Source organism: Mycobacterium gordonae (assembly GCF_001417955.2).
GTDB lineage: Bacteria > Actinomycetota > Actinomycetes > Mycobacteriales > Mycobacteriaceae > Mycobacterium > Mycobacterium gordonae_B.
The window spans coordinates 25,691-45,142 of the sequence record NZ_LKTM01000224.1; the positions used below are offsets into that span (position 1 = coordinate 25,691).

The 19,452-nt window shown below is 67.3% G+C and carries 17 protein-coding genes; 7 read left to right on the plus strand and 10 right to left on the minus strand.

Annotation, left to right across the window (positions count from 1 at the left end; all coding sequences use genetic code 11):
- Positions 1 to 17 precede the first annotated feature (17 nt).
- Entirely contained in the window at positions 18 to 512 is a 495-nt protein-coding gene (locus AO501_RS17585) for a carboxymuconolactone decarboxylase family protein (protein WP_055578938.1), read from the minus strand.
- Positions 513 to 635: 123 nt separating this feature from the next.
- On the opposite strand from AO501_RS17585, the gene AO501_RS17590 reads away from it, so the two are divergent.
- Positions 636 to 2,300, plus strand: a complete 1,665-nt coding sequence (locus tag AO501_RS17590; RefSeq protein ID WP_055578939.1) for a PPE family protein — start codon at positions 636 to 638, stop codon at positions 2,298 to 2,300.
- On the opposite strand, the gene AO501_RS17595 is transcribed toward AO501_RS17590, so the two are convergent.
- Complete coding sequence (locus tag AO501_RS17595) at positions 2,284 to 4,335, minus strand: MDR family MFS transporter (RefSeq protein ID WP_055578963.1); 2,052 nt, start codon at positions 4,333 to 4,335, stop codon at positions 2,284 to 2,286. The genes AO501_RS17590 and AO501_RS17595 overlap by 17 nt on opposite strands.
- A 132-nt stretch (positions 4,336 to 4,467) precedes the next feature.
- A complete protein-coding gene (bfr, locus tag AO501_RS17600; RefSeq protein WP_055578964.1) occupies positions 4,468 to 4,947 on the minus strand; it encodes a bacterioferritin in 480 nt (159 codons plus the stop codon).
- Between the two features lie 280 nt (positions 4,948 to 5,227).
- On the opposite strand from bfr, the gene AO501_RS35965 reads away from it, so the two are divergent.
- Complete coding sequence (locus AO501_RS35965) at positions 5,228 to 5,425, plus strand: (2Fe-2S)-binding protein (RefSeq protein WP_082658695.1); 198 nt, start codon at positions 5,228 to 5,230, stop codon at positions 5,423 to 5,425.
- On the opposite strand, the gene AO501_RS17605 is transcribed toward AO501_RS35965, so the two are convergent.
- From AO501_RS17605 to AO501_RS17620, 4 genes are read right to left on the minus strand one after another with little or no spacing between them, the layout of a single operon-like run.
- The gene (locus AO501_RS17605; RefSeq protein ID WP_055578940.1) at positions 5,422 to 6,177 is read right to left on the minus strand and encodes an enoyl-CoA hydratase/isomerase family protein; all 756 of its coding nucleotides are present in this window, start codon (positions 6,175 to 6,177) and stop codon (positions 5,422 to 5,424) included. The genes AO501_RS35965 and AO501_RS17605 overlap by 4 nt on opposite strands.
- A gap of 11 nt (positions 6,178 to 6,188) precedes the next feature.
- Positions 6,189 to 6,632, minus strand: a complete 444-nt coding sequence (locus AO501_RS17610; RefSeq protein WP_055578965.1) for a TIGR03618 family F420-dependent PPOX class oxidoreductase — start codon at positions 6,630 to 6,632, stop codon at positions 6,189 to 6,191.
- 5 nt (positions 6,633 to 6,637) lie between these two features.
- Entirely contained in the window at positions 6,638 to 7,342 is a 705-nt protein-coding gene (locus tag AO501_RS17615) for an EthD domain-containing protein (protein ID WP_055578941.1), read from the minus strand.
- A 9-nt stretch (positions 7,343 to 7,351) separates the two neighbouring features.
- Positions 7,352 to 8,263: a hydrogen peroxide-inducible genes activator gene (locus AO501_RS17620; RefSeq protein ID WP_055578942.1), complete on the minus strand. Its 912-nt coding sequence runs from the start codon at positions 8,261 to 8,263 to the stop codon at positions 7,352 to 7,354.
- A 103-nt stretch (positions 8,264 to 8,366) separates the two neighbouring features.
- Here AO501_RS17620 and AO501_RS17625 point away from each other — a divergent pair, with 103 nt between their 5' ends.
- Genes AO501_RS17625 through AO501_RS17635 form a run of 3 tightly spaced genes read left to right on the plus strand, consistent with a single transcriptional unit; the run spans position 8,367 to position 10,786 of the window.
- Positions 8,367 to 8,954 carry a peroxiredoxin gene (locus AO501_RS17625; RefSeq protein ID WP_055578943.1) on the plus strand — a complete coding sequence of 196 codons (588 nt, stop codon included), beginning with the start codon at positions 8,367 to 8,369 and terminating at the stop codon, positions 8,952 to 8,954.
- 9 nt (positions 8,955 to 8,963) lie between these two features.
- Positions 8,964 to 9,500, plus strand: a complete 537-nt coding sequence (locus tag AO501_RS17630; RefSeq protein WP_055578944.1) for an alkyl hydroperoxide reductase — start codon at positions 8,964 to 8,966, stop codon at positions 9,498 to 9,500.
- Positions 9,501 to 9,508: 8 nt separating this feature from the next.
- Entirely contained in the window at positions 9,509 to 10,786 is a 1,278-nt protein-coding gene (locus tag AO501_RS17635; RefSeq protein ID WP_055578945.1) for an alpha-amylase family protein, read from the plus strand.
- Here the strand turns inward: AO501_RS17635 and AO501_RS17640 are convergent.
- Complete coding sequence (locus tag AO501_RS17640) at positions 10,783 to 11,196, minus strand: DUF1810 domain-containing protein (protein WP_055578946.1); 414 nt, start codon at positions 11,194 to 11,196, stop codon at positions 10,783 to 10,785. The two genes, AO501_RS17635 and AO501_RS17640, sit on opposite strands and share 4 nt — an antisense overlap.
- A gap of 33 nt (positions 11,197 to 11,229) precedes the next feature.
- Here AO501_RS17640 and AO501_RS17645 point away from each other — a divergent pair, with 33 nt between their 5' ends.
- Complete coding sequence (locus tag AO501_RS17645; protein WP_055578947.1) at positions 11,230 to 12,462, plus strand: alpha-hydroxy acid oxidase; 1,233 nt, start codon at positions 11,230 to 11,232, stop codon at positions 12,460 to 12,462.
- Here AO501_RS17645 and AO501_RS17650 read toward each other — a convergent pair.
- On the minus strand, positions 12,431 to 13,549 hold the full coding sequence (locus AO501_RS17650) for a phytanoyl-CoA dioxygenase family protein (RefSeq protein WP_156452639.1): 1,119 nt from the start codon (positions 13,547 to 13,549) through the stop codon (positions 12,431 to 12,433). The two genes, AO501_RS17645 and AO501_RS17650, sit on opposite strands and share 32 nt — an antisense overlap.
- 90 nt (positions 13,550 to 13,639) lie before the next feature.
- Here AO501_RS17650 and lon point away from each other — a divergent pair, with 90 nt between their 5' ends.
- Positions 13,640 to 15,961 (plus strand): endopeptidase La, encoded by a 2,322-nt coding sequence (gene lon, locus AO501_RS17655; protein ID WP_055578949.1) that lies wholly within the window; start codon positions 13,640 to 13,642, stop codon positions 15,959 to 15,961.
- 79 nt (positions 15,962 to 16,040) lie between these two features.
- Here lon and AO501_RS17660 read toward each other — a convergent pair whose 3' ends face one another.
- The gene (locus tag AO501_RS17660; RefSeq protein ID WP_411580564.1) at positions 16,041 to 19,337 is read right to left on the minus strand and encodes a LuxR C-terminal-related transcriptional regulator; all 3,297 of its coding nucleotides are present in this window, start codon (positions 19,335 to 19,337) and stop codon (positions 16,041 to 16,043) included.
- Positions 19,338 to 19,452 lie beyond the last annotated feature (115 nt).

The following is a 19,452-nucleotide window of genomic DNA, read 5'->3' on the forward strand; positions in this document are numbered from 1 at the left end:
GCTGATGTCCGCCTGGGTCAGGCCCGGCTGGGCAGCGTCAGCTTGCACGCCTGACCGATGTCCAGGGTGCGCAGTACCCGGCCCATGCCCACCCACAGGGCACACGAGATCGCCAGGTCGGCCAGCAGTTCATCGGAGAAATGTTCGGCGGCGCGGGCCCAGAAGTCCTCGTCGTCGCGCAGTTCGGTGTGGTCGGTGGAGAAGCGGTGCGCGAACTCGGCCGCCAGCCGCTCCTGCTCGCTGTATCCCGGCCAGGTCCGCCACTCCGTGGCGTGGTGGTACAGATCTTCGTCTACTCCGGCCGCCGGGCCGTCGGCGTCGCGCGTGTTGGCGCACACGATGCATTCGTTGTTGTCGGCGATCACCGCACGCGCAATCTCGCGGGTGCGCAACGGAAGCCGGTTGCTGGTGTAGACCGCTCGGCTGAAATTGGCCATGGCGCCGCCGAGTTCAGGGGACTTGAGGACCCAGCCGGCAACGTCGTCGTCCGCGAAACTTCCGATTCGGCTCATGGCGAGATGGTACGCCCGGCCGATCCGCTCTTGAACTGAACACCACCAAGGAGCTACCTTGGTGCAAATGAAAATCATGTTCGAAACATGTCGTTCTCATAGAAGGCCTGGTGGGGCCACGTCATGACGGGTTTCAACGGGTGGATGGCCGCACCGCCCGAGGTGCACTCGGCGCTGTTGAGCAGTGGCCCGGGGCCGGGCCCGCTACTCGCTGCCGCGTCGGCGTGGTCGGCACTCAGCACCGAATACGCCACCGTCGCAGACGAACTCGTCGCGGTGCTGTCCGGCGTGCAGGGCGGGGTCTGGGCGGGACCCAGCGCGCAGGCCTACGCCGCGGCGCACCTGCCCTACCTGGAATGGTTGACCCGCGCCGGCCAGATCAGTGCTGACAACGCCGCACGTGAAGAGGCGGTGGCCGGCGCCTACCTGACCGCGCTGGCCACGATGCCGACGATGGGCGAGCTGGCCGCCAATCACGCTGTGCACGGGGCGCTCTTGGCGACGAACTTCTTCGGTGTCAACACCATCCCGATCGCGCTCAATGAGGCCGACTACGCCCGCATGTGGACTCAGGCCGCGGCCGTCATGAGTGGCTACCAGGCCGCATCCGACACCGCACTGGCGGCGGCGCTACCGGCCGATCCGGCGCCGCAGATCCTGCAGAACCCGCTGCAGGCCTACCAGGACTTCATGAGCAACCCCCAGCTCAATCCGTTCACGCAATTCGAGAACCTCATCAACAACCCGCAACTCGACGCGATCCTTCAGCAGTTCGGTATCGGGAACGACACGATCGCCCACGACCCGCTGGTCGACAACGCCCTGGATGACTTCGTCGCCAACATCCTTCGCAACTTCGGCTACGACTGGAATCCGCTCGACGGCACGCTGAACGGGCTCGAATACGACTACTACACGGATCCGACCGTGGCGGCCTTCTGGGTAGCCCGGACATTGGAGCTGGGCGAGGACTTTCAACAGTTCTTCGTCTATCTGCAGACCAACCCGGTACTGGCAGTCCAATACCTGGTCAGCCTGGAGCTGTTCGACTGGCCGACCCATTTGGCTGAGGTCTTCACGTTGACCAGCCAGCCGGCTGCGCTTGCCGCGGCCCTCCCGGTGGCTGCCGCCCCGCTGGCTTCGGTGGGGGGCCTGGCCGGATTGGCCGGGCTGGCCGCTCTGCCGCCACCGGTCGCGGCGCCGGCGCCGGTGCCGATGGGTACGCCGCCTCCGTTGCCGGCGGTGGGGCTGTCGTCGGTGACCGCACCGGCCGCGGCACCCGCGTCGGCGCCGGCGCCCGCGCCGAGCAGCACCGCGGGAGCCCCGCCTCCCTCCCCTTCGGCGCCGGCGCCGCCCGCCGGGGGTGGGGCCGGTTTCACGCCGCCCTACGCCGCGGCCCCGCCCGCGATCGGATTCGGTTCCGGGCTCAGCACGAAGGCGAGTAGCGCAGCGAAAAGGCAGGCGTCAGAGCCCGACAGCGCCGCCCAGGCGGCCGCTACCGCGGCTCGAGAGCAGGCTCGGGCGCGCCGCCGCAAGGCCGCCAAAAGCCGTGGGTTCGGCGACGAGTTCCTGGACATGAACGTCGACGTCGACCCGCAGTGGGAAGGGCCGCCGACCACCGAGGCCTCCGAGCGGGGTGCCCAGCAGATGGGTTTCGCGGGTACCGTGACCGACGAAACCGCCGGCGCCGCTGCCGGATTGACCACGCTGGCCGGTGCTGGGATGACCGACGGACCCCGGCTGCCACTGCTGCCCGGCAGCTGGCATCCGGTCACCGACTCGCAATAGCCTCCGTCGCGCTGTCCTCATTCCAATCCCGCTGTGCGATAACGCGATATGCGACCCGGCCCAGTGCGTCCTCCACCTGTGCGCGATCGGGGCGGACGGCGAAACCGGGCGACCGGGACAGCTTGTCGATGATCCAGGCCAGCAGCAGTGAATACACGTACTGCACCTGCTCCACGCCGGCGGGGGTGAGCCACAGCCGGTCCCCGTCGCGCACCACGTATCCCGCGGCGACCAGCCGGTTGAAGGTGGGTTCCAGCACCTCGAAAGGTATCTGCAGGTTGTCACCGATATCGGTGAGCCGGGCGGAGCCGAAGAATTGCGTGTAGCGGTTGACCCGCAGCAACGCCCACAGCGCCGCGACGTCGAGCCGGCAGTCCGGCCGCATCGCGATGCTCCGCAGCCGCACCCCCGGCTCGCCGCGCAGCATGCGCGCAATTGCGTTCTCCAACAACTGTTCCGGCGTATCGGTGCTCGGCATGCCGAACCCGTCGCCGAGGTCGACCGCGCTGTTGTGGATGTCACGCAACGGCACTTCGCGCAAGAACAGCGCCAGCACGAAACCGGCCGCGGCGACCGGCGCCGCGCACAGGAAAACCTGGGACAACGAATCGGAGTAGGCATGCACGATTGGCGCGGCAACGGCGGCCGGTTGCCGATGCAGCGCGGCCGGCGAGCTCACCGCGTCCCGCGGAGCGCCGCTCGCGGCGAGGGCGGTGGCCAGTCTCGAGCTGAGGAAGTTCACGAACAGAGAACCGAAAATGGCCGCCCCGAATGAGCTGCCGATGGTGCGGAAGAAGCTCACTCCGGAGGTGGCTACTCCGAGGTCTTCGAAAGCGGAGGTGTTCTGCACGATGAGCACCAGCACCTGCATGGACAGTCCGATGCCGGCGCCCAGGATGAGCAGATAGACCGACTGCAGCAGCGCACAGGTCGACTTGTCCATGGTGGACATCAAGACGAACGCGACCGTCATCAGCGCGGTGCCGACGACGGGGAAGATCTTGTAGCGCCCGGTGCGGCCGACGATGCTGCCGCTACCCGTCGAGGTGATCAGCATGCCGACCACCATCGGCAACGTGCGCAGGCCCGACGTGGTGGCCGAGACACCGTTGACGTACTGCATGAAGGTCGGCAGGAACGTCATCGCGCCCAGCATCGCGAACCCGACGACGAACGACAGTGCGCAGCACACGGTGAAAACCGGACTGGCGAACAACCGGATCGGCAGAATCGGCGCGGTCGCACGGTTCTCTATCCACACGAACACACCGAGGGCGACGGCCGCGCCGACGAACAACCCGATGATGGTCGGCGAGCCCCACGCGTAGACGGTGCCACCCCAGCTGGTGGCCAGGGTCAGGCCGGCGGCGCTCAGCCCGATGAAGACGATGCCGGCGTAGTCGACCACGGGTTTGGTGGACGCTTTCAGCGCCGGGATCGCCGCGGCCGCCACGCAGATCACCACCAGCGAGACCGGCAGGTTGATCCAGAACGCCCAGCGCCAGGTCAGGTAGTCGGTGAAATAACCGCCGAGCAATGGCCCCACGACCGTGGTGACGCCGAATACCGCGCCCAGGATTCCCTGGTAGCGGCCGCGCTCGCGCAGCGGAACCACCTCGCCGATCAGCGCGCTGGCCGTGACGGTGATGGCGCCGCCGCCGATGCCCTGCAGTGCTCTCGATCCCACCAGCATGGTCATGGACTGCGCCAGACCGCACAGCACTGATCCCGCGACGAAGAACAGCACGGCGACTTCGAAAACCCGTTTGCGGCCGTACAGGTCGCCGAGTTTGCCGACCAGCGCGGTGACGATCGTCGAGGCCAGCAGGTAACTGGTGACCACCCACGATTGACGACCGGCATCGCCGAGGTCGGCCACGATGGTCGGCAGCGCGGTGGCGACGATCGTCTGATCGAGGGCCGCGAGCAGCATCCCGAGCGCGATGGCGGCGAAGATGAAGTTGCGCCGCCCAGGGGTGATCATCGCGCTGCCGGACCCGGTATCGGCAGGCGCGGCAACTGTCGTGGTCGTCATTAACGTCTTTCGGTCGGCGCGCAGGCTGAAGCGCACCCTGGCCACGCGGCAGTGCGGGCAGGGCGGCAGCTGTGTGAATGCCCCCGATGGGGCTGATTCAATCCAGCGTGTGGCGCCGGCGAGCCGTTCCGGTTACTTCGGCGGACGGGAGACGCACTGGGCCGAGTAGAGCTCCTCGCCGAGCTTGTCCATCAACTCCAGCTGGGTCTCGAGGTAGTCGACGTGTGATTCCTCGTCAGCCACGATCCCTTCCAGCAGAATTGCGCTGGTGCTGTCCTGCTTCTCGCGGCACATGATGATGCCCGGCTTGAGCCTGTTCAGCACTTCGTATTCGATCGCGAGGTCGGCCTCGAATTGCTCGCGCAACGTCTGGCCGATACGCAGGGAGAAGATGCGCTGGTAATTCGGCAGCCCGTCGAGCAACAGGATGCGGTCGGTGATCGCCTCGGCGTGCCGCATCTCGTCGAACGATTCCGCGCGCGTGTGCGAAGCAAGTTCGGTGAACCCCCAGTTGTCCTGCATTTTCGAGTGCAGAAAGTACTGGTTGATGGCCGTGAGCTCGCTGGTCAGCTGCTCGTTGAGCAGTCGCAGCACGTCTGGATCGCCTTGCATGGTCACTCCTACGGTGTGAAGGCTGTCAGTCGATCCGCGCGGGCGCGCTGGGCTGGAGCACGCCGTGCGGGGTGGTGCGGCACCGTCGGGTGCCGATTTCAATCTAGTGCAGTCAAGGCAAGTGAGCCCACGCTTAACTGCGCCATCGGCGCGTCCCGCCGCGGCGCAATCGTGATCACCGGTTTTAACTTAGGTTAGACTCGGCTAACTGACTTAGGTTAGACTCCACTAATATGAGCACACACTACGCTTCCACCGCAGCTGCGGGTGGTGTCTGCTGATGTACGTGTGCCTGTGCGTCGGAGCCACCAATCAAACGGTGTGTGAAGCCGTCGCACGGGGCGCGTCGACCTCGAAGGAAGTCGCCGCATTGTGCGGGGCCGGGGGCGATTGTGGGCGCTGCCGGCGCACGCTGCGGGCCATCATCTCCGCCGCGCGCGTCAACCAGGCTGAACTACAGCCCGCTTCATCTGCCTAGCGCCGGCGGTTCCCGAAATCCGCGAGCGCCGCAGCGTTGGCCTGCGCGCCCATCAATTCGGCGAAGTGCGCATTTTCCCGCGCCGTCGCCGCCGCGATCTCCGGACGGGTCGGTTCGACCATCGTGTGCTTGACCGCCATCAGGCTCGAAATCGGCCGCGCGGCAAGGACGTCGGCGTGCCGCCGGGCCTCGGACAGTAGCTCGTCGGGCTCACAGACCCGCCACACCAGTCCCATCCGCAGCGCCTCCTGGGCGTCCACCCACTCCGACGACATCAACAGCCACGCTGCGTTCTGCCTGCCGATCAACTGCGGCAACAGATACGAAGACGCCGCTTCGGGGGCCACGCCCAAGCTGGTGAACGGGCACTTCAACCGGGCGGTGGTCGACATGAAGGCGAGGTCGGCATAGCCGAGGACGGTGGTCCCGATACCCAGCCCGATGCCGTTGACGGCGCAGATCAGCGGCTTCGGAAAGGCGCTGAGCGCCTCGATCAGGCCCCGGAACCCGTACTTTCCGGGCACGAAGGCGGGGTCGGAGATCATCGCCTGCATGTCGGACAGGTCGGTACCGGCGCTGAACGCGCGGCCCGCGCCGGTCAGCAGCACGACGGCGACCTCGGGATCCGCGGCGGCATCCAGCAATGCCTGGGCGGTGGCGTCGTACAGGGCTTCGTTGAACGCGTTGAGGGCCTCAGGCCGGTTCAAGGTGAGAGTGCGGACCCGGTTGTCGTCTTCGATCAGCAGCGTCACGAACAGGAAGCCTATCGGTTGCTGTACACGCGGGTCGGACCGATCAGCACCACCGCGCGCCGCTCCTCGGCCATGACACGGTCGTACTCGTCCCAATCGTCGTGGGTGCCACCGGCCGCCGTGAAAACGTCGCGCAGCAACAGCCTCAACTGGTCAGGATCGGACAGCCAGCTCTGCGCATCGTCGGGGCCGGCCACTTCCGCGCGCCCTTCGACGGTGGCCCATTGCCACCCGTTGCGGAACGTGACCGCCAGCTGTGGCCGGGCCCGCAGGTTGGCCAGCTTGACCTTGCCGTAGGTGGTGAACCCGAGCACGGGCTCTCCGCCCGCCGGGTGGGGCAGGAGTCCGACATTCACCAGCGACGCCTGCACGCTGCCGTCGGCGCGGACCGTGGAGATCACCGCGAGTCCACTTTCGGACGCCGCCAGCGCCACCGCATCCTGAACTGTCGTCATCTGCTTCACCCTTCCCGGAACGGCGTCCTGACCACGTAGCGACTGGTGGGCACCGTGTCGATGTTCTGATTGGCGCCGAAGGCGGAAGTGCTGGCCACCATCCGGCCCACCCGGTGCTGCAGGTCGTCGTCGTCGGCGGCGCCGAAAAACGCTTTCAAATCGGAGACCGCCTCCAGCGGGAACAACTCCTCGACGATGGCCGAGATTCCCGGAGCGTCCGGGGTGAGCGCCCGCACCACCCAGTTCTGGGTGTAGCCGAAGGTGGACTGGGTCTCGATGGCCACCTGGGTATGGTTCAGTTGCCACCGGTCGAGCCAGGTCGCCTGATCCAGGTCCGGCGGCCGCCGCAGCAGCGCGATATTCGCCAGACCCGGTGTGCGGTACCGTGATTCGACCACCGGCCCCGGCATCGGAACCGACTCGGTGACCAGGTAGGCCGCAAGTTGCCCGCATTCGGCGGCCAGTACCCGCAGGGCCGCCGACATCTGCTCGCCGTAGCATTGCTGCGTCCACACGCTCACCACGGCGGCAACCGGCGGATTAAGAGTCGTCAGCGTCATCAGCGAGTCGCGCACCGCGCTGTCGCGGACGTTGACGGTCAGCCCGGGCAGGCCCAGTTCCGACAGTTCGGTGGCCACCGGCCCGCGAAGGCGCGCGCACCAGTCGTCATCGTATTCGGCCCGCCGCAGCACAGCGATGACTTTCTCCATCAGGCGAACCTAACCCCCGATCAGTTCGGCGATGATCCCGGCCAGTCGGCGATAGGACTCGTCGCGGCCGGACGTGGTACGAAACACCAGCCCGATCCGCCGGTGCGGGCGCGGTGGTGCGAACCGGGCGAGACCGACACTGCTGCGCGCGGTTTCGACCGCGACGGCGGTCTGCGGGATCAGTGTCACGCCCAATCCTCCGGCCACGCACTGCACGGCCGTCGCCAGCGAAGCCGCCCGGGTGTCAACCGGCTCGGCGCGCACCCCGGCCTCCCGGCACGCGTCCAGCGCCTGGTCGCGCAGACAGTGGCCCTCATCCAGCAGTAGCAGCGGCAACTCCGCCAGCACCGCGGCGGACACCCGCTGCCGGCCCGACAGTGCATGTCCGGGAGGCAGTGCCAAGACGAAATCCTCGTCGTACATGGCAATGGCGGTGAGGCCCGCCGAGTCGGCGGGCAGCGCGATCAGCGCCGCGTCCAGCGCGCCGTCGCGCAGCAGGCCGAGCAGGCGATCGGTCTTGTCCTCGACGACCCGCAGTGTCAGGTCGGGCAGGCGCCGCGGCAGCCCGGCCAGAACGGCGGGCAGCACGTAGGGCGCCACCGTCGGGATCAGGCCGAGCCGGATCGTGCCGGCCAGCGGATCGCCGGCACCGGCGGCGGCGCGGGTGAATGATTCGGCCGCGTCGACGACGGCGCGGGCCAGCGGCAGTAGCTGTTCGCCTTCGGCCGTGATGCGAACCCGGCGGGTGGAACGCTCGACGAGGTTGGTGCCCAGCCCGGTCTCGAGCGTCGCGAGCGCCTGCGATAACGTCGATTGGCTGACGCCGAGAGTCGTTGCGGCGCTGCCGAAATGCTGTTTCTGGGCGACCGCCACGAAGGCCCGCAGGCCGGCCAGCGTAGGTTGGAAACTCTTATCGGGCATGCCTATCAGTGTAGTGCGACAAATCACCTTTACTTCAAAGCGAACCCGGGGCACCATGGGGGGCAGACCACCTAATCTTGAATGAATCCAGATAAGGAGCGTTATGTCTTTGTTGACGATTGGCCAGCAATTCCCGGCATACCAGTTGACCGCACTCATCGGCGGTGACCTGTCCAAGGTCGACGCGCAGCAGCCGGGCGACTACTTCACCACCATCACCAGTGACGACCACCCGGGCAAGTGGCGCATCGTGTTCTTCTGGCCCAAGGACTTCACCTTCGTGTGCCCCACCGAGATCGCCGCCTTCGGCAAGCTGAACGACGAGTTCGAGGACCGCGACGCGCAGGTGCTGGGCGTCTCGATCGACAGCGAGTTCGTGCACTTCCAGTGGCGGGCGCAGCACGAGGATCTCAAGAAGCTGCCTTTCCCGATGCTGTCTGACATCAAGCGGGAACTGTCGCAGGCCACCGGGGTGCTCAACGCCGACGGAGTCGCCGACCGCGTCACCTTCATCGTCGACCCGAACAACGAGATCCAATTCGTCTCTGCCACTGCCGGTTCCGTGGGGCGTAACGTCGACGAGGTGCTGCGGGTGCTGGACGCGCTGCAGTCGGATGAGTTGTGCGCGTGCAACTGGCGCAAGGGTGACCCGACGATCGACGCCGGTGAGCTGCTCAAGGCTTCGGCGTAAGGAGGCCTGATGAGCGTCGAGAATCTCAAAGCCGCCCTGCCCGAATACGCCAAGGACCTCAAGCTCAACCTCGGCTCCATCGTCCGCACGACGGTGCTGAACGAAGAGCAGTTGTGGGGCACCCTGCTGGCGTGCGCCGCGGCGAGCCGCAACGCCCAGGTGCTGGGCGAGATCGGCGCCGAGGCGGCCGACACACTCTCCGAGCAGGCCTACAACGCCGCCCTGGGGGCCGCATCCATCATGGGAATGAACAACGTGTTCTACCGTGGCCGCGGTTTCCTGGATGGCGCTTACGACGATCTGCGCGCGGGGCTGCGGATGAACATCATCGGCAATCCCGGTGTGGACAAGGCCAACTTCGAGCTCTGGAGCTTCGCGGTGTCCTCGATCAACGGCTGCGGTCACTGCGTGGTTGCCCATGAGCACACGTTGCGCGAGTCGGGAGTGGGCCGCGAGGCCATTCTCGAGGCGCTCAAGGTCGCCGCTATCGTTTCCGGTGTGGCACAGGCAATAAGCGCGGCCCAGACACTGGCGGCAGTCGGCTGATCATAAAGGTGACCGGACCCGCCTGGATCGAGCACTCGATCTGGTGGCAGGTGTATCCCCTGGGCTTCGTTGGGGCCTACCCTTCGGAAGCCCCGCCGGACCCGGGGGAACACCGGCTGCGCCGGCTCGTCGACTGGTTCGACCACGCGATCGCGCTCGGCGCATCCGGCGTCGCACTGGGACCGATCTTTCACTCGCGCACCCATGGCTACGACACCACCGATCACTTCCGGATCGACCCGCGCCTAGGTGACGACGCCGACTTCGACTATCTCATCGAGCAGGCGCGGCAACGGGGCTTGCGCGTGCTGCTGGACGGCGTCTTCAATCACGTCGGCGCGGACTTCGCGCGCTATGGCGACCCGGAATCGGCGCACTGGTTCAGTGGCGACAACTTCGAGGGCCATGCGGAGTTGATCACCCTCAACCACAAAGACCCGGCGATCGCCGACTACGTCACCGACGTCATGTCACACTGGCTCGGGCGCGGTGCCGACGGTTGGCGTCTTGATGCGGCTTATACTGTGCCGCACCGGTTCTGGGCGCAGGTGCTGCCCAAGGTCCGCGAGCGCCACCCGGACGCGTGGTTCGTCGGCGAGTTGATCCACGGCGATTACGCCGCGGTCGTCGAGTCGGCACGGTTCGACTCGGCCACCCAGTACGAGCTGTGGAAGGCCGTCTGGAGCAGTCTCAACGACGGCAATTTCTTCGAGCTGGACCATGCGCTGCAGCGACACAACGACTTCCTGGAAACCTTTGTGCCGCAGACATTCATCGGCAACCACGACGTCACCCGGATCGCCAGCCGCCTCGAACACCCCGCTCACCCGGCCCACGCGCTGGTGATCCTGCTGACCATCGGCGGGGTGCCCACCATCTATGCCGGCGACGAATTCGGTTTCCGCGGGGTCAAGGAAGAACGGTACGGCGGTGACGACGCGGTACGTCCCGAGTTTCCTTCTCCCCCAATCTCTTTGGACCAATCCGGGGCCGAAGTCTGGGCTCTGTACCAGTACCTGGTCGGATTGCGCCGCCGCCACCCCTGGTTGCACCGGGCGACGACCAGCGCCGTGCGCCTGGAAAACAAGCATTACGTTTATGAAACCCGCAGCGGCCAGGACGCGCTGCTGGTCGCCCTCAACATCGACGACGAGCCGCTGCGGCTGTCGCTACCGAAGCTCGGCGCGCCGCGCGCCCGCCTGATTGCCGGCTCGACGGCGCCTCCGGACGAGGTCGTCGACACAGTGGAGATCGAACCGCACGGCTGGCGGATTTTGCGTCCCTAGCCCAAGCGCTCCAGCGTCAGCGGATCCTGCTCCCCGCCGTAGTACTTGTCGAGCAACGCCAGGAAGTCTTCATTGTCATCGGCGGCGTGGGCGAACAGCGTCACCGACGAACGCAGCTTGAGGTCGTCGGGCCAACCGAAGACCTGCTCCGCCGAGCGGCCTTCGACCGCGTTGACCAGAGCCACGCACTCGCGCAGTCGTGGCCCGAGCAGCGGGTGGTCCAGATACGCGCGAGCCTCCGCGAGTGACGCGATCCCGTAGTGCTGGGCGGTCGGACTGCTGCCCAGTCCGCGAATCTGCGGGAACACGAACCACATCCAGTGACTGCGTTTGCGCCCGGCCCGCAGTTCGTCCAGCACGTTGTCGTACACCCGGTCCTGCGCGTCCACGAAGCGCTGCAAATCAGACATCTCTCCACGGTCGCACACTGGTTAGATGAAGCGATGACGGTCAAGCGGCAGGTGCCCAGAGTGCGGGACCTGGCTCCGTTGCTGCAATTCAAGAAGCCTCAGTTCGATCGCACCAGACGGCGCCTGGACGCCGCGCTGACCATCGAGGACCTGCGCCGTATTGCCAAGCGGCGCACCCCGAAGGCGGCTTTCGACTACACCGACGGCGCCGCCGAGGACGAGCTGTCCATCGCTCGGGCTCGACAAGCGTTCCGCGACATAGAGTTTCATCCGACCATTCTGCGCGACGTGACCAAAGTGACGGCAGGTTGGGACGTGCTGGGCCAACCGGTGGACCTGCCGTTCGGGATCGCACCGACCGGATTCACCCGCTTGATGCACACCGCGGGTGAGATCGCCGGGGCCCGGGCCGCGGCCTCGGCCGGCATTCCGTTCTCGCTGTCCACGCTGGGGACTACCGCCATCGAAGACCTGGTGGCCGCCGCCCCGCAGGGACGCAAGTGGTTTCAGCTCTACATGTGGCGTGATCGCGAGCGGTCGATGGAGCTGGTGCGGCGGGCGGCCGACGCAGGCTTCGACACCATGCTGGTGACGGTGGACGTTCCGGTGGCCGGAGCCAGGTTGCGTGATGTGCGCAACGGCATGTCGATCCCACCGGCGTTGACGGTGCGCACCGTGCTTGATGCCGTCCCGCATCCGCACTGGTGGTTCGATCTGCTGACCACCGAACCGCTGTCGTTTGCGTCCCTTGACCGGTGGTCGGGCACCGTCGGCGAGTACCTGAACACCATGTTCGACCCCAGCGTCACCTTCGACGACCTGGCCTGGATCAAGTCGAGGTGGCCGGGCAAGCTCGTCGTCAAGGGCATTCAGACGCTCGACGACGCCCGTGCTGTCGTCGACCGGGGCGTGGACGGGATCGTCTTGTCCAATCACGGTGGGCGCCAACTCGATCGGGCACCGGTGCCGTTCCATCTCTTGCCCGCGGTGGCCCGCGAACTGGGCGGCGACACCGAGATCCTGATGGACACCGGCATCATGTCCGGCGCCGACATCGTCGCGGCGATCGCCCTGGGGGCGCGCTGCACGCTGGTCGGGCGCGCCTACCTCTACGGGTTGATGGCCGGTGGTGAGGCGGGTGTCCGGCGGGCGATCGACATTCTGCAGAGCGGGATCATCCGCACCATGGGGTTGCTGGGTGTGACCTGCCTGCAAGAACTTTCGCCCAAGCACGTCACTCAGCTGAGACGACTGGCGCCGCGATAACGCGGTTGCGAACCAGGTCGTTGAAGGCCTGACCCGGCCCGACGTGGTCGAACAGAGCCGGCGGATAGTGCGTGACATACATGGTGCGCCGCCCACCGGCGCCGGTCGGCTCGGGTGAGGCGTGCATCAGGTCCTGGATGTGCACGGTGACGTCACCCGGAGCGGTGTCGATGCTCACCACCGGAACCCGATCGAGGCGCTGCTCCCAGCGGTAATGGATGGCCTGGCCGTGACTGCCGGGTACCACCTGCAAGTTGCCGTTCGAGGAGTCCGACCCGGTGAGCTGGATACCGACGCTGACCGCCGGGCACATGATCGCGTGGCCACCCATACCGCAGTCCTGGTGCCACGGAATGTTGGACAGCCCACTGGTTTTGCCCGGCACTTTGAGCAGCACCGCGCTGCCTTCCATCCGATCGGGAGCCGCGCGCAGCGCGTGGTCGATCAGGGTGCCGAGCCTGCGCACCCGCGGATCATGTTCCAGCGCGGCAAGTGCCGGTGAGCGCAACGTTGCGTAAACCAACCGGCACAACGCTTGGGCACCGTCGCCGGTGGTGACCCACCAGGACTCGTCGTCTCCCGGCCGGGCTTGTGCCGCCAGCCGGTCCACCTCGTGGTTGGCCGTCCGCATTTCGTCGGCACTGAACACCGACTTGACGTGCAGATAACCCATGGTCCGCAGCTGGGCGGCCAGTTCGGCGTCGTCGGTATCGAGGGTGAACGTGGCGGCCGGGTCGCGGCCGGAAAAATCGGCGCGGGCCGGGTGGTACGGCGGTACCCCGGCGTGCAGGTACCGCAGGATCGGGTCCCAGTCGGCCAGCTGCTCGAATCCTCCCCGCTCGAAGGCGAGTTCATTGCTCAGCAGCAGATTGATCGCGGTGCGAACCTGGCCCACCAGGTCGGCCCAGGCCTGCCGCGACAGGCGGACCACGACGGGGCTGTCCGCCGGTGCCGCATCGACGCGGATGGTCTTGTCGGCGACGGAATAGGTCACCGCGTCGTCGCCGACCAGGAAGGTAACCGCAGCCTTCGGGCCGAGCTCTCTCGCTGCCGATTCGAGGATCTCGGGGTCAGGTGTGAGCGGCACCACCCGATTATCGCGCGGTGCGGCCCTGCATTCGGAACAAATCGGCGCGCGCCTGGGTTTAGCGAAGCAGACTCAACTTTTGGAGGATTGATGGCTGAAGCCACATCGGTTCCCGTGCTGTTCGTTACCGACACCATCGTTCTGCCCGGGATGGTGGTGCCGACTGCACTGGACGAGGCCGCACGAGCGGCAATAGACGCTGCACGGGCAAGCGATTCGGGGCAGTTGCTGATCGCGCCCCGGTTGGACGACCGGTACCCCTCGCACGGGGTGATCGCGAAGATCTTGCAGGTGGGACGGATGCCCGGAGGCGGCAGTGCCGCCGTCGTGCGAGGTGAGAATCGCGCGCAAATTGGTGCGGGCGCATCGGGTCCCGGCGCGGCGCTGTGGGTCGAGGTGACCGAGGTCGCCGAAACCGAGGTGACCGACGAGGTCAAGGCGCTGGCAGCCGAATACAAGAAGGTGTTGCTGGCGATCCTGCAACGCCGCGAGGCCTGGCAGATCGTCGACTACGTCAACAGCCTGACCGACCCGTCCGCGCTGGCGGACACCTCGGGATACGCGTCCTACCTCAGCGATGTGCAGAAGCGGCAGTTGCTGGAGACCGTGGATGTGGCCGAGCGGCTGCGCGTCCTGATCGAGTGGACCGGCGAGCACTTGGCCGAGACCGAGGTCAACGACAAGATCGCCGAAGACGTCCGCGAAGGCATGGAGAAGACGCAGAAGGAGTTCCTGCTGCGCCAGCAGCTGGCGGCCATCCGTAAGGAACTCGGTGAGGGCGAGCCGGACGGGTCTGAGGACTACCGGGCCCGCGTCGAGGCCGCCGAGCTACCCGAGAAGGTGCGCGAGGCCGCGCTGCGCGAGGTCGGCAAGCTGGAGCGGGCCAGCGACCAGAGCCCGGAAAGCGGCTGGATCCGCACCTGGCTGGACACCGTGCTCGACCTGCCGTGGAATGTCCGCACCGAGGACTCGACGGACCTGACCGGCGCGCGGGCGATTCTGGACGCCGACCACCACGGGCTGGACGACGTCAAGGACCGCATCGTCGAATACCTGGCCGTGCGCACCCGCCGTGCGCAGCGCGGTCTGCAGCTGGTGGGTGGCCGTGGCTCCGGCGCGGTGATGGTGCTGGCCGGTCCCCCCGGGGTCGGCAAGACCTCGCTGGGCGAAAGCGTGGCGCGTGCTCTGGGACGCAAGTTCGTCCGTGTCGCCCTCGGTGGCGTCCGTGACGAGGCGGAGATCCGCGGGCACCGGCGCACCTACGTGGGCGCGCTGCCCGGCCGCATCGTGCGGGCGATCGGTGAAGCGGGCTCGATGAATCCCGTTGTGCTGCTGGACGAAATCGACAAGGTCGGCTCCGACTACCGGGGCGACCCGAGTGCGGCGCTGCTCGAGGTCCTCGACCCGGCGCAGAACCACACCTTCCGCGACCACTATCTGGATCTGGACCTGGACTTGTCCGACGTGGTGTTCCTGGCTACCGCCAACGTGATCGAGAACATCCCGTCGGCGCTGCTGGACCGCATGGAGTTGGTGCAGATCGACGGGTACACCGAGGACGACAAGGTCGCCATCGCCCGCGACTACCTGCTCCCCCGGCAGCGGGATCGCGCGGCGCTGACCGAGGACGAGGTCACGGTCACCGACGCCGCGCTGCGCAAGATCGCGGCGGACTACACCCGCGAGCCGGGAGTCCGGCAGTTCGAACGGCTGCTGGCCAAGGCGTTGCGCAAGGTGACCACCAAGCTCGCGGCCGATAGTGAGCCGATCACCGTCGACGAGCCGGATCTGGTCGGCTACCTGGGCCGCCCGCGCTTCACGCCGGAATCGGCCGAGCGCACCGCGGTGCCCGGGGTGGCCACCGGCCTGGCCGTCACCGGCCTGGGTGGTGACGTCCTGTACGTCGAGGCCGGCGCCACCGATGGTGAGCCGGGTCTGCAATTGACCGGTCAATTGGGTGACGTCATGAAGGAGTCGGCGCAGATCGCGCTGTCCTACGTGCGCTCACACGCCGCTGAGTTGGGTGTCGACCCGAAGCTGCTGGACCGCCGCATCCACGTGCACGTGCCCGCCGGCGCGGTGCCCAAGGACGGTCCGTCTGCCGGGGTAACCATGGTGACCGCGCTGGTCTCGATGGCCACCGGACGGCAGGTCCGCTCGGATGTCGGCATGACCGGTGAGGTGACGCTGAACGGCCGGGTGCTGCCGATCGGCGGTGTCAAGCAGAAGCTGCTGGCCGCCCAGCGTGCCGGGCTCTCGACGGTGTTCATTCCGGCGCGCAACGAGCCGGATCTGGACGACGTGCCCGCCGAAGTCCTCGGAGCGCTCGACGTGCGGCCGATGACGGATGTCGCGGCGATCGTCGCGCAGGCCCTGGAACCCGCGGCACAGGAGGCCACGGCCGCAGCCTGACCCTTAGCCGCCGCGAGTGTGACGCTGTAGTCACGTTCGGCGCCGAGCGTGACAGTGGCGTCACGCTCGGCGCGAGGCGCTAACTGTGCCGCGCCGCCTCCTGGACCAGCTGAACGCGGGAGGACAGGCCGAGCTTGGTGAACACGTGCGACAAATGGGCTTGTACGGTCCGCGGGGAGATGAATAGCCGAGTGGCAATCTCCTTATTGCCCAGCCCCTCACACACCAGCCGCACGACATCGAGTTCGGCCGGCGTCAGTGCCGGCCAGCCGGTGTCGGGCCTCTGGCGCGTGCCTTGCGCCCGGATTCCGAATCGGATCGCGTCGTCGATGCTCAATGCCTCTCCCTCGGCCCAAGCGGACTCGAACTCGTTGGCCGCCAACGCTTCCCGCAACCTTTCCAGCACCGCCGAATAGTCCGCGTCGTGAATCGCGAAGCGCACCACTCCGCCGCGGCGCCGGATTGACGCGGCGGCTCCCAGTAACTGCACGGCCTCGCTATGGGCGCCGCGACCAGTGACGGCGGTGGCCAAACTCTCCAGCGTCTCGGGCATTTGAAGATAGGCCCCGGAATCGGCGATGCAGGCAAGTGACCGTCGGGCGTCACGTTCGCCGTCACCGTGGCGGCCCTGCGCCAAGGATGTCTGCGCCCGCACCTGCAGCCCCTTCGCCAAGTGCCAACCGGCGGCGACCGGGATCGCCTGATCGGTCCACGCGCGGGCCGAATCCGGCTCGCCCAGAGCCGCGGCGGCTTCGGCGGATCGGACTCGCTGCCCGGAGGCCAGGATGACCTGCGAACTCATCTGACGGAGGGCCTTCTCGCTGGCGGCGAGGGCCGCCCGTGGGTCCCCGGCTGCCAGCTCGACGAGCGTGAGTGCGGAATGTCCGATGCCCTGCATAGAGCCACCGACGTCGGTCTCGGCGTCGATCGCGGCGAGCGCGGCGGCGCGTGCTTCGCCCACCTGACCGGCGTAGGCGAGCGCCGAGCCGAGACCGTGCAGGCAGGCCGGTGCCAGGAACATGGCCCGGGCGTCTTCCGCCTCAGCTAGTACCTCGCGGAACTGCGCGACTGCGCCCGGAACGTCAGCCCCCATCAGAAGCGCCCAGCCCAGGCCTAATCGGCATTCCCGCCCGTCGTAGGAGTTACCGATCGCCAGGGCGATGTCGCGGCCCTGTTCGGCCGCGGCACGCACCGCCCGTGCGTCACCGGCACTGATTGCGGCATACGCTTGCCAGGCACAAATCTGGCTGAGCCGCCAGAGGTCACCGAGCTCCCGAGCGATGCGGCCGGCCTCCTCGAAGCAGGCCCGCGCCTCGGGCCCGGTGGCCGAGCTGTATCCGGCGATCAACCCGTAGGACGTCAGCGCGCGGGCAAGTAGGGCCGGGTCGTCGACCTCGCGGGCGATCGTAAGGGCGCGCTCCGCGAGTTCCATGCTGTCGGCCGCCCCGAGCCAGGTGCCCAGCGTCGCGGCGTCGGCCAGCGCGCGCGCCCATACCGCCCGCTCGACCGCGGCGCAGTCATCAGGCGGCACCTCGGCGAATACGGTGTCAAACCAGGCCTGACCCTCCCGGATGCGCAGCCGCGAGCGCCACAGCGGGACCAACGCGGATGCCAGCATCAGTGCCGGCTCGATATCGCGCGTCTCCAGGCACCAGCCCAGCGCCGCTCGCAGGTTGTCCATCTCGACCTCGGCCTGGTCGAGGCGCCGCTCGTAGTCGTTGCGTTGCGGCGCGTCGAGTGCCGTCGCCATTCTGAGGTAGTGGTCACGATGGCGGCCCCGCACCGCGTCGGCGTCACCTGAGGCGCCGAGGTGCTCCTGGGCGTACTGCCGGATCGTCTCGAGCAGCCGGTAGCGCGTTCCCAGCCGCCCTTGCTCGGCCACCACCAGTGATTTATCGACCAGCAGGGTCAGCTGATCGAGGACGTGGAAGCGCTCGGCCAGTCCACCCGCGCAGACGGAACACGCTGCGTCCAGGTCGAATCCGCCGGCGAACACGGCGGTGCTGTGGAAAAGCTTCCTTTCCGCGTCGGTCAACAGGGTGTGCGACCAATCGACCGAGGCGTGCAGCGTCTGCTGGCGGCGCACCGCCGTCCGGGAGCCGCCGGTCAGCAAGCGGAACCGGTCATTGAGGCCGACGACGATCTCTGGCAACGACAAAGCCCGCACCCGCGCTGCGGCCAGCTCAATGGCCAGGGGAAGGCCGTCGAGGCGCCGGCACAGGTCGCGCACCACGCCGAGGTTGTCGTCGGTGACGCGGAAATCCGGCCGCGCGCGTTTCGCGCGATCGGTGAACAGGGCGATGGCGTCGTCGTCCAGCGATAGCGACGGCACCCGCCAACTCACCTCGCCGGCCACACCGAGGGGCTCACGACTGGTCGCCAGCACTATCAGATTCGGGCAGCGGCCCAGCAGTTGAGTGATGATCGAGGACGTTCCGTCGAGCATGTGCTCACAGTTGTCCACCACCAGCAGGACGGCGCGGTCGCCAACGAACCGCACGACGTTGCCGATTGTGGACAGCCCGGGCTGATCTGGTAATCCCAACGCCAGCGCGACCGTCACCGCGATCACATCCGGATGCGGGATCGGCGCCAGATCGACGCACCAGGCGCCACCGGGAAAATCACCGGCCACCGCCGCCGCCAGTTCCAGCGCCAGCCGGGTCTTACCCACTCCACCGGCTCCGGTCAGGGTGAGCAAACGGTTGTCCGACAAGACCGTTCGCAGCTCCGTCAGCTCGTCGCGTCGGCCGATGAAGTTGGTCAACTGCACGGGAAGCGAGCCCTTGGCGGAGTCATCGGTCACCCGCAGCGGTGGGAACTCGACCGCCACGTCTTGGTGGCACAGCTGCACCACCCGCTCGGCACGAGGTAGATCCCGCAACCGGTGCGTGCCGAGTTCAACCAACCACGCGCCGGGCGGCAGACCGTCCGCGACCAGCTCCGCGGCCGCGCCCGACAGCACCGTCTGCCCGCCGTGCGCGAGATCGCGCAATCGGGCCGCCTTGTTGATCGTGGCTCCGACATAATTTCCTTCGTCGCGCAACCGCACGTCCCCTGTGTGTATCCCGATGCGCACCCGGATCGGCGCCAGTTGAGCGCGTTGAATGTCCAACGCGCATGCGACGGCATCGGTGGCGCTGGTGAACGCCACGACGAAACTGTCGCCCTCCCCCTGCTCGACCGGCCGCACGCCGTCGTGTTTGTCGACAACTTGGCTCAGTGCGCGATCAAGTCGGGCGATCGCATCCGCCATTTCGCCGGGAGCGGTTTGCCACAGTCGCGTTGACCCCTCGACGTCCGCGAGGAGGAGCGTCACTGTTCCGGTAGGCAACATTTCAGGCAGGCCCAGCTCCATTTCATCGATCTCGCTCATGCTAGCCACGATCCACCGCGCCGCCACCGCATACATCAGCCAGATTGCCGACCGATCCGGCCGGCCACGATTCCCTCGCGTAGGCAATGCGGCCGATGACCGAAGCGCTTGCGGG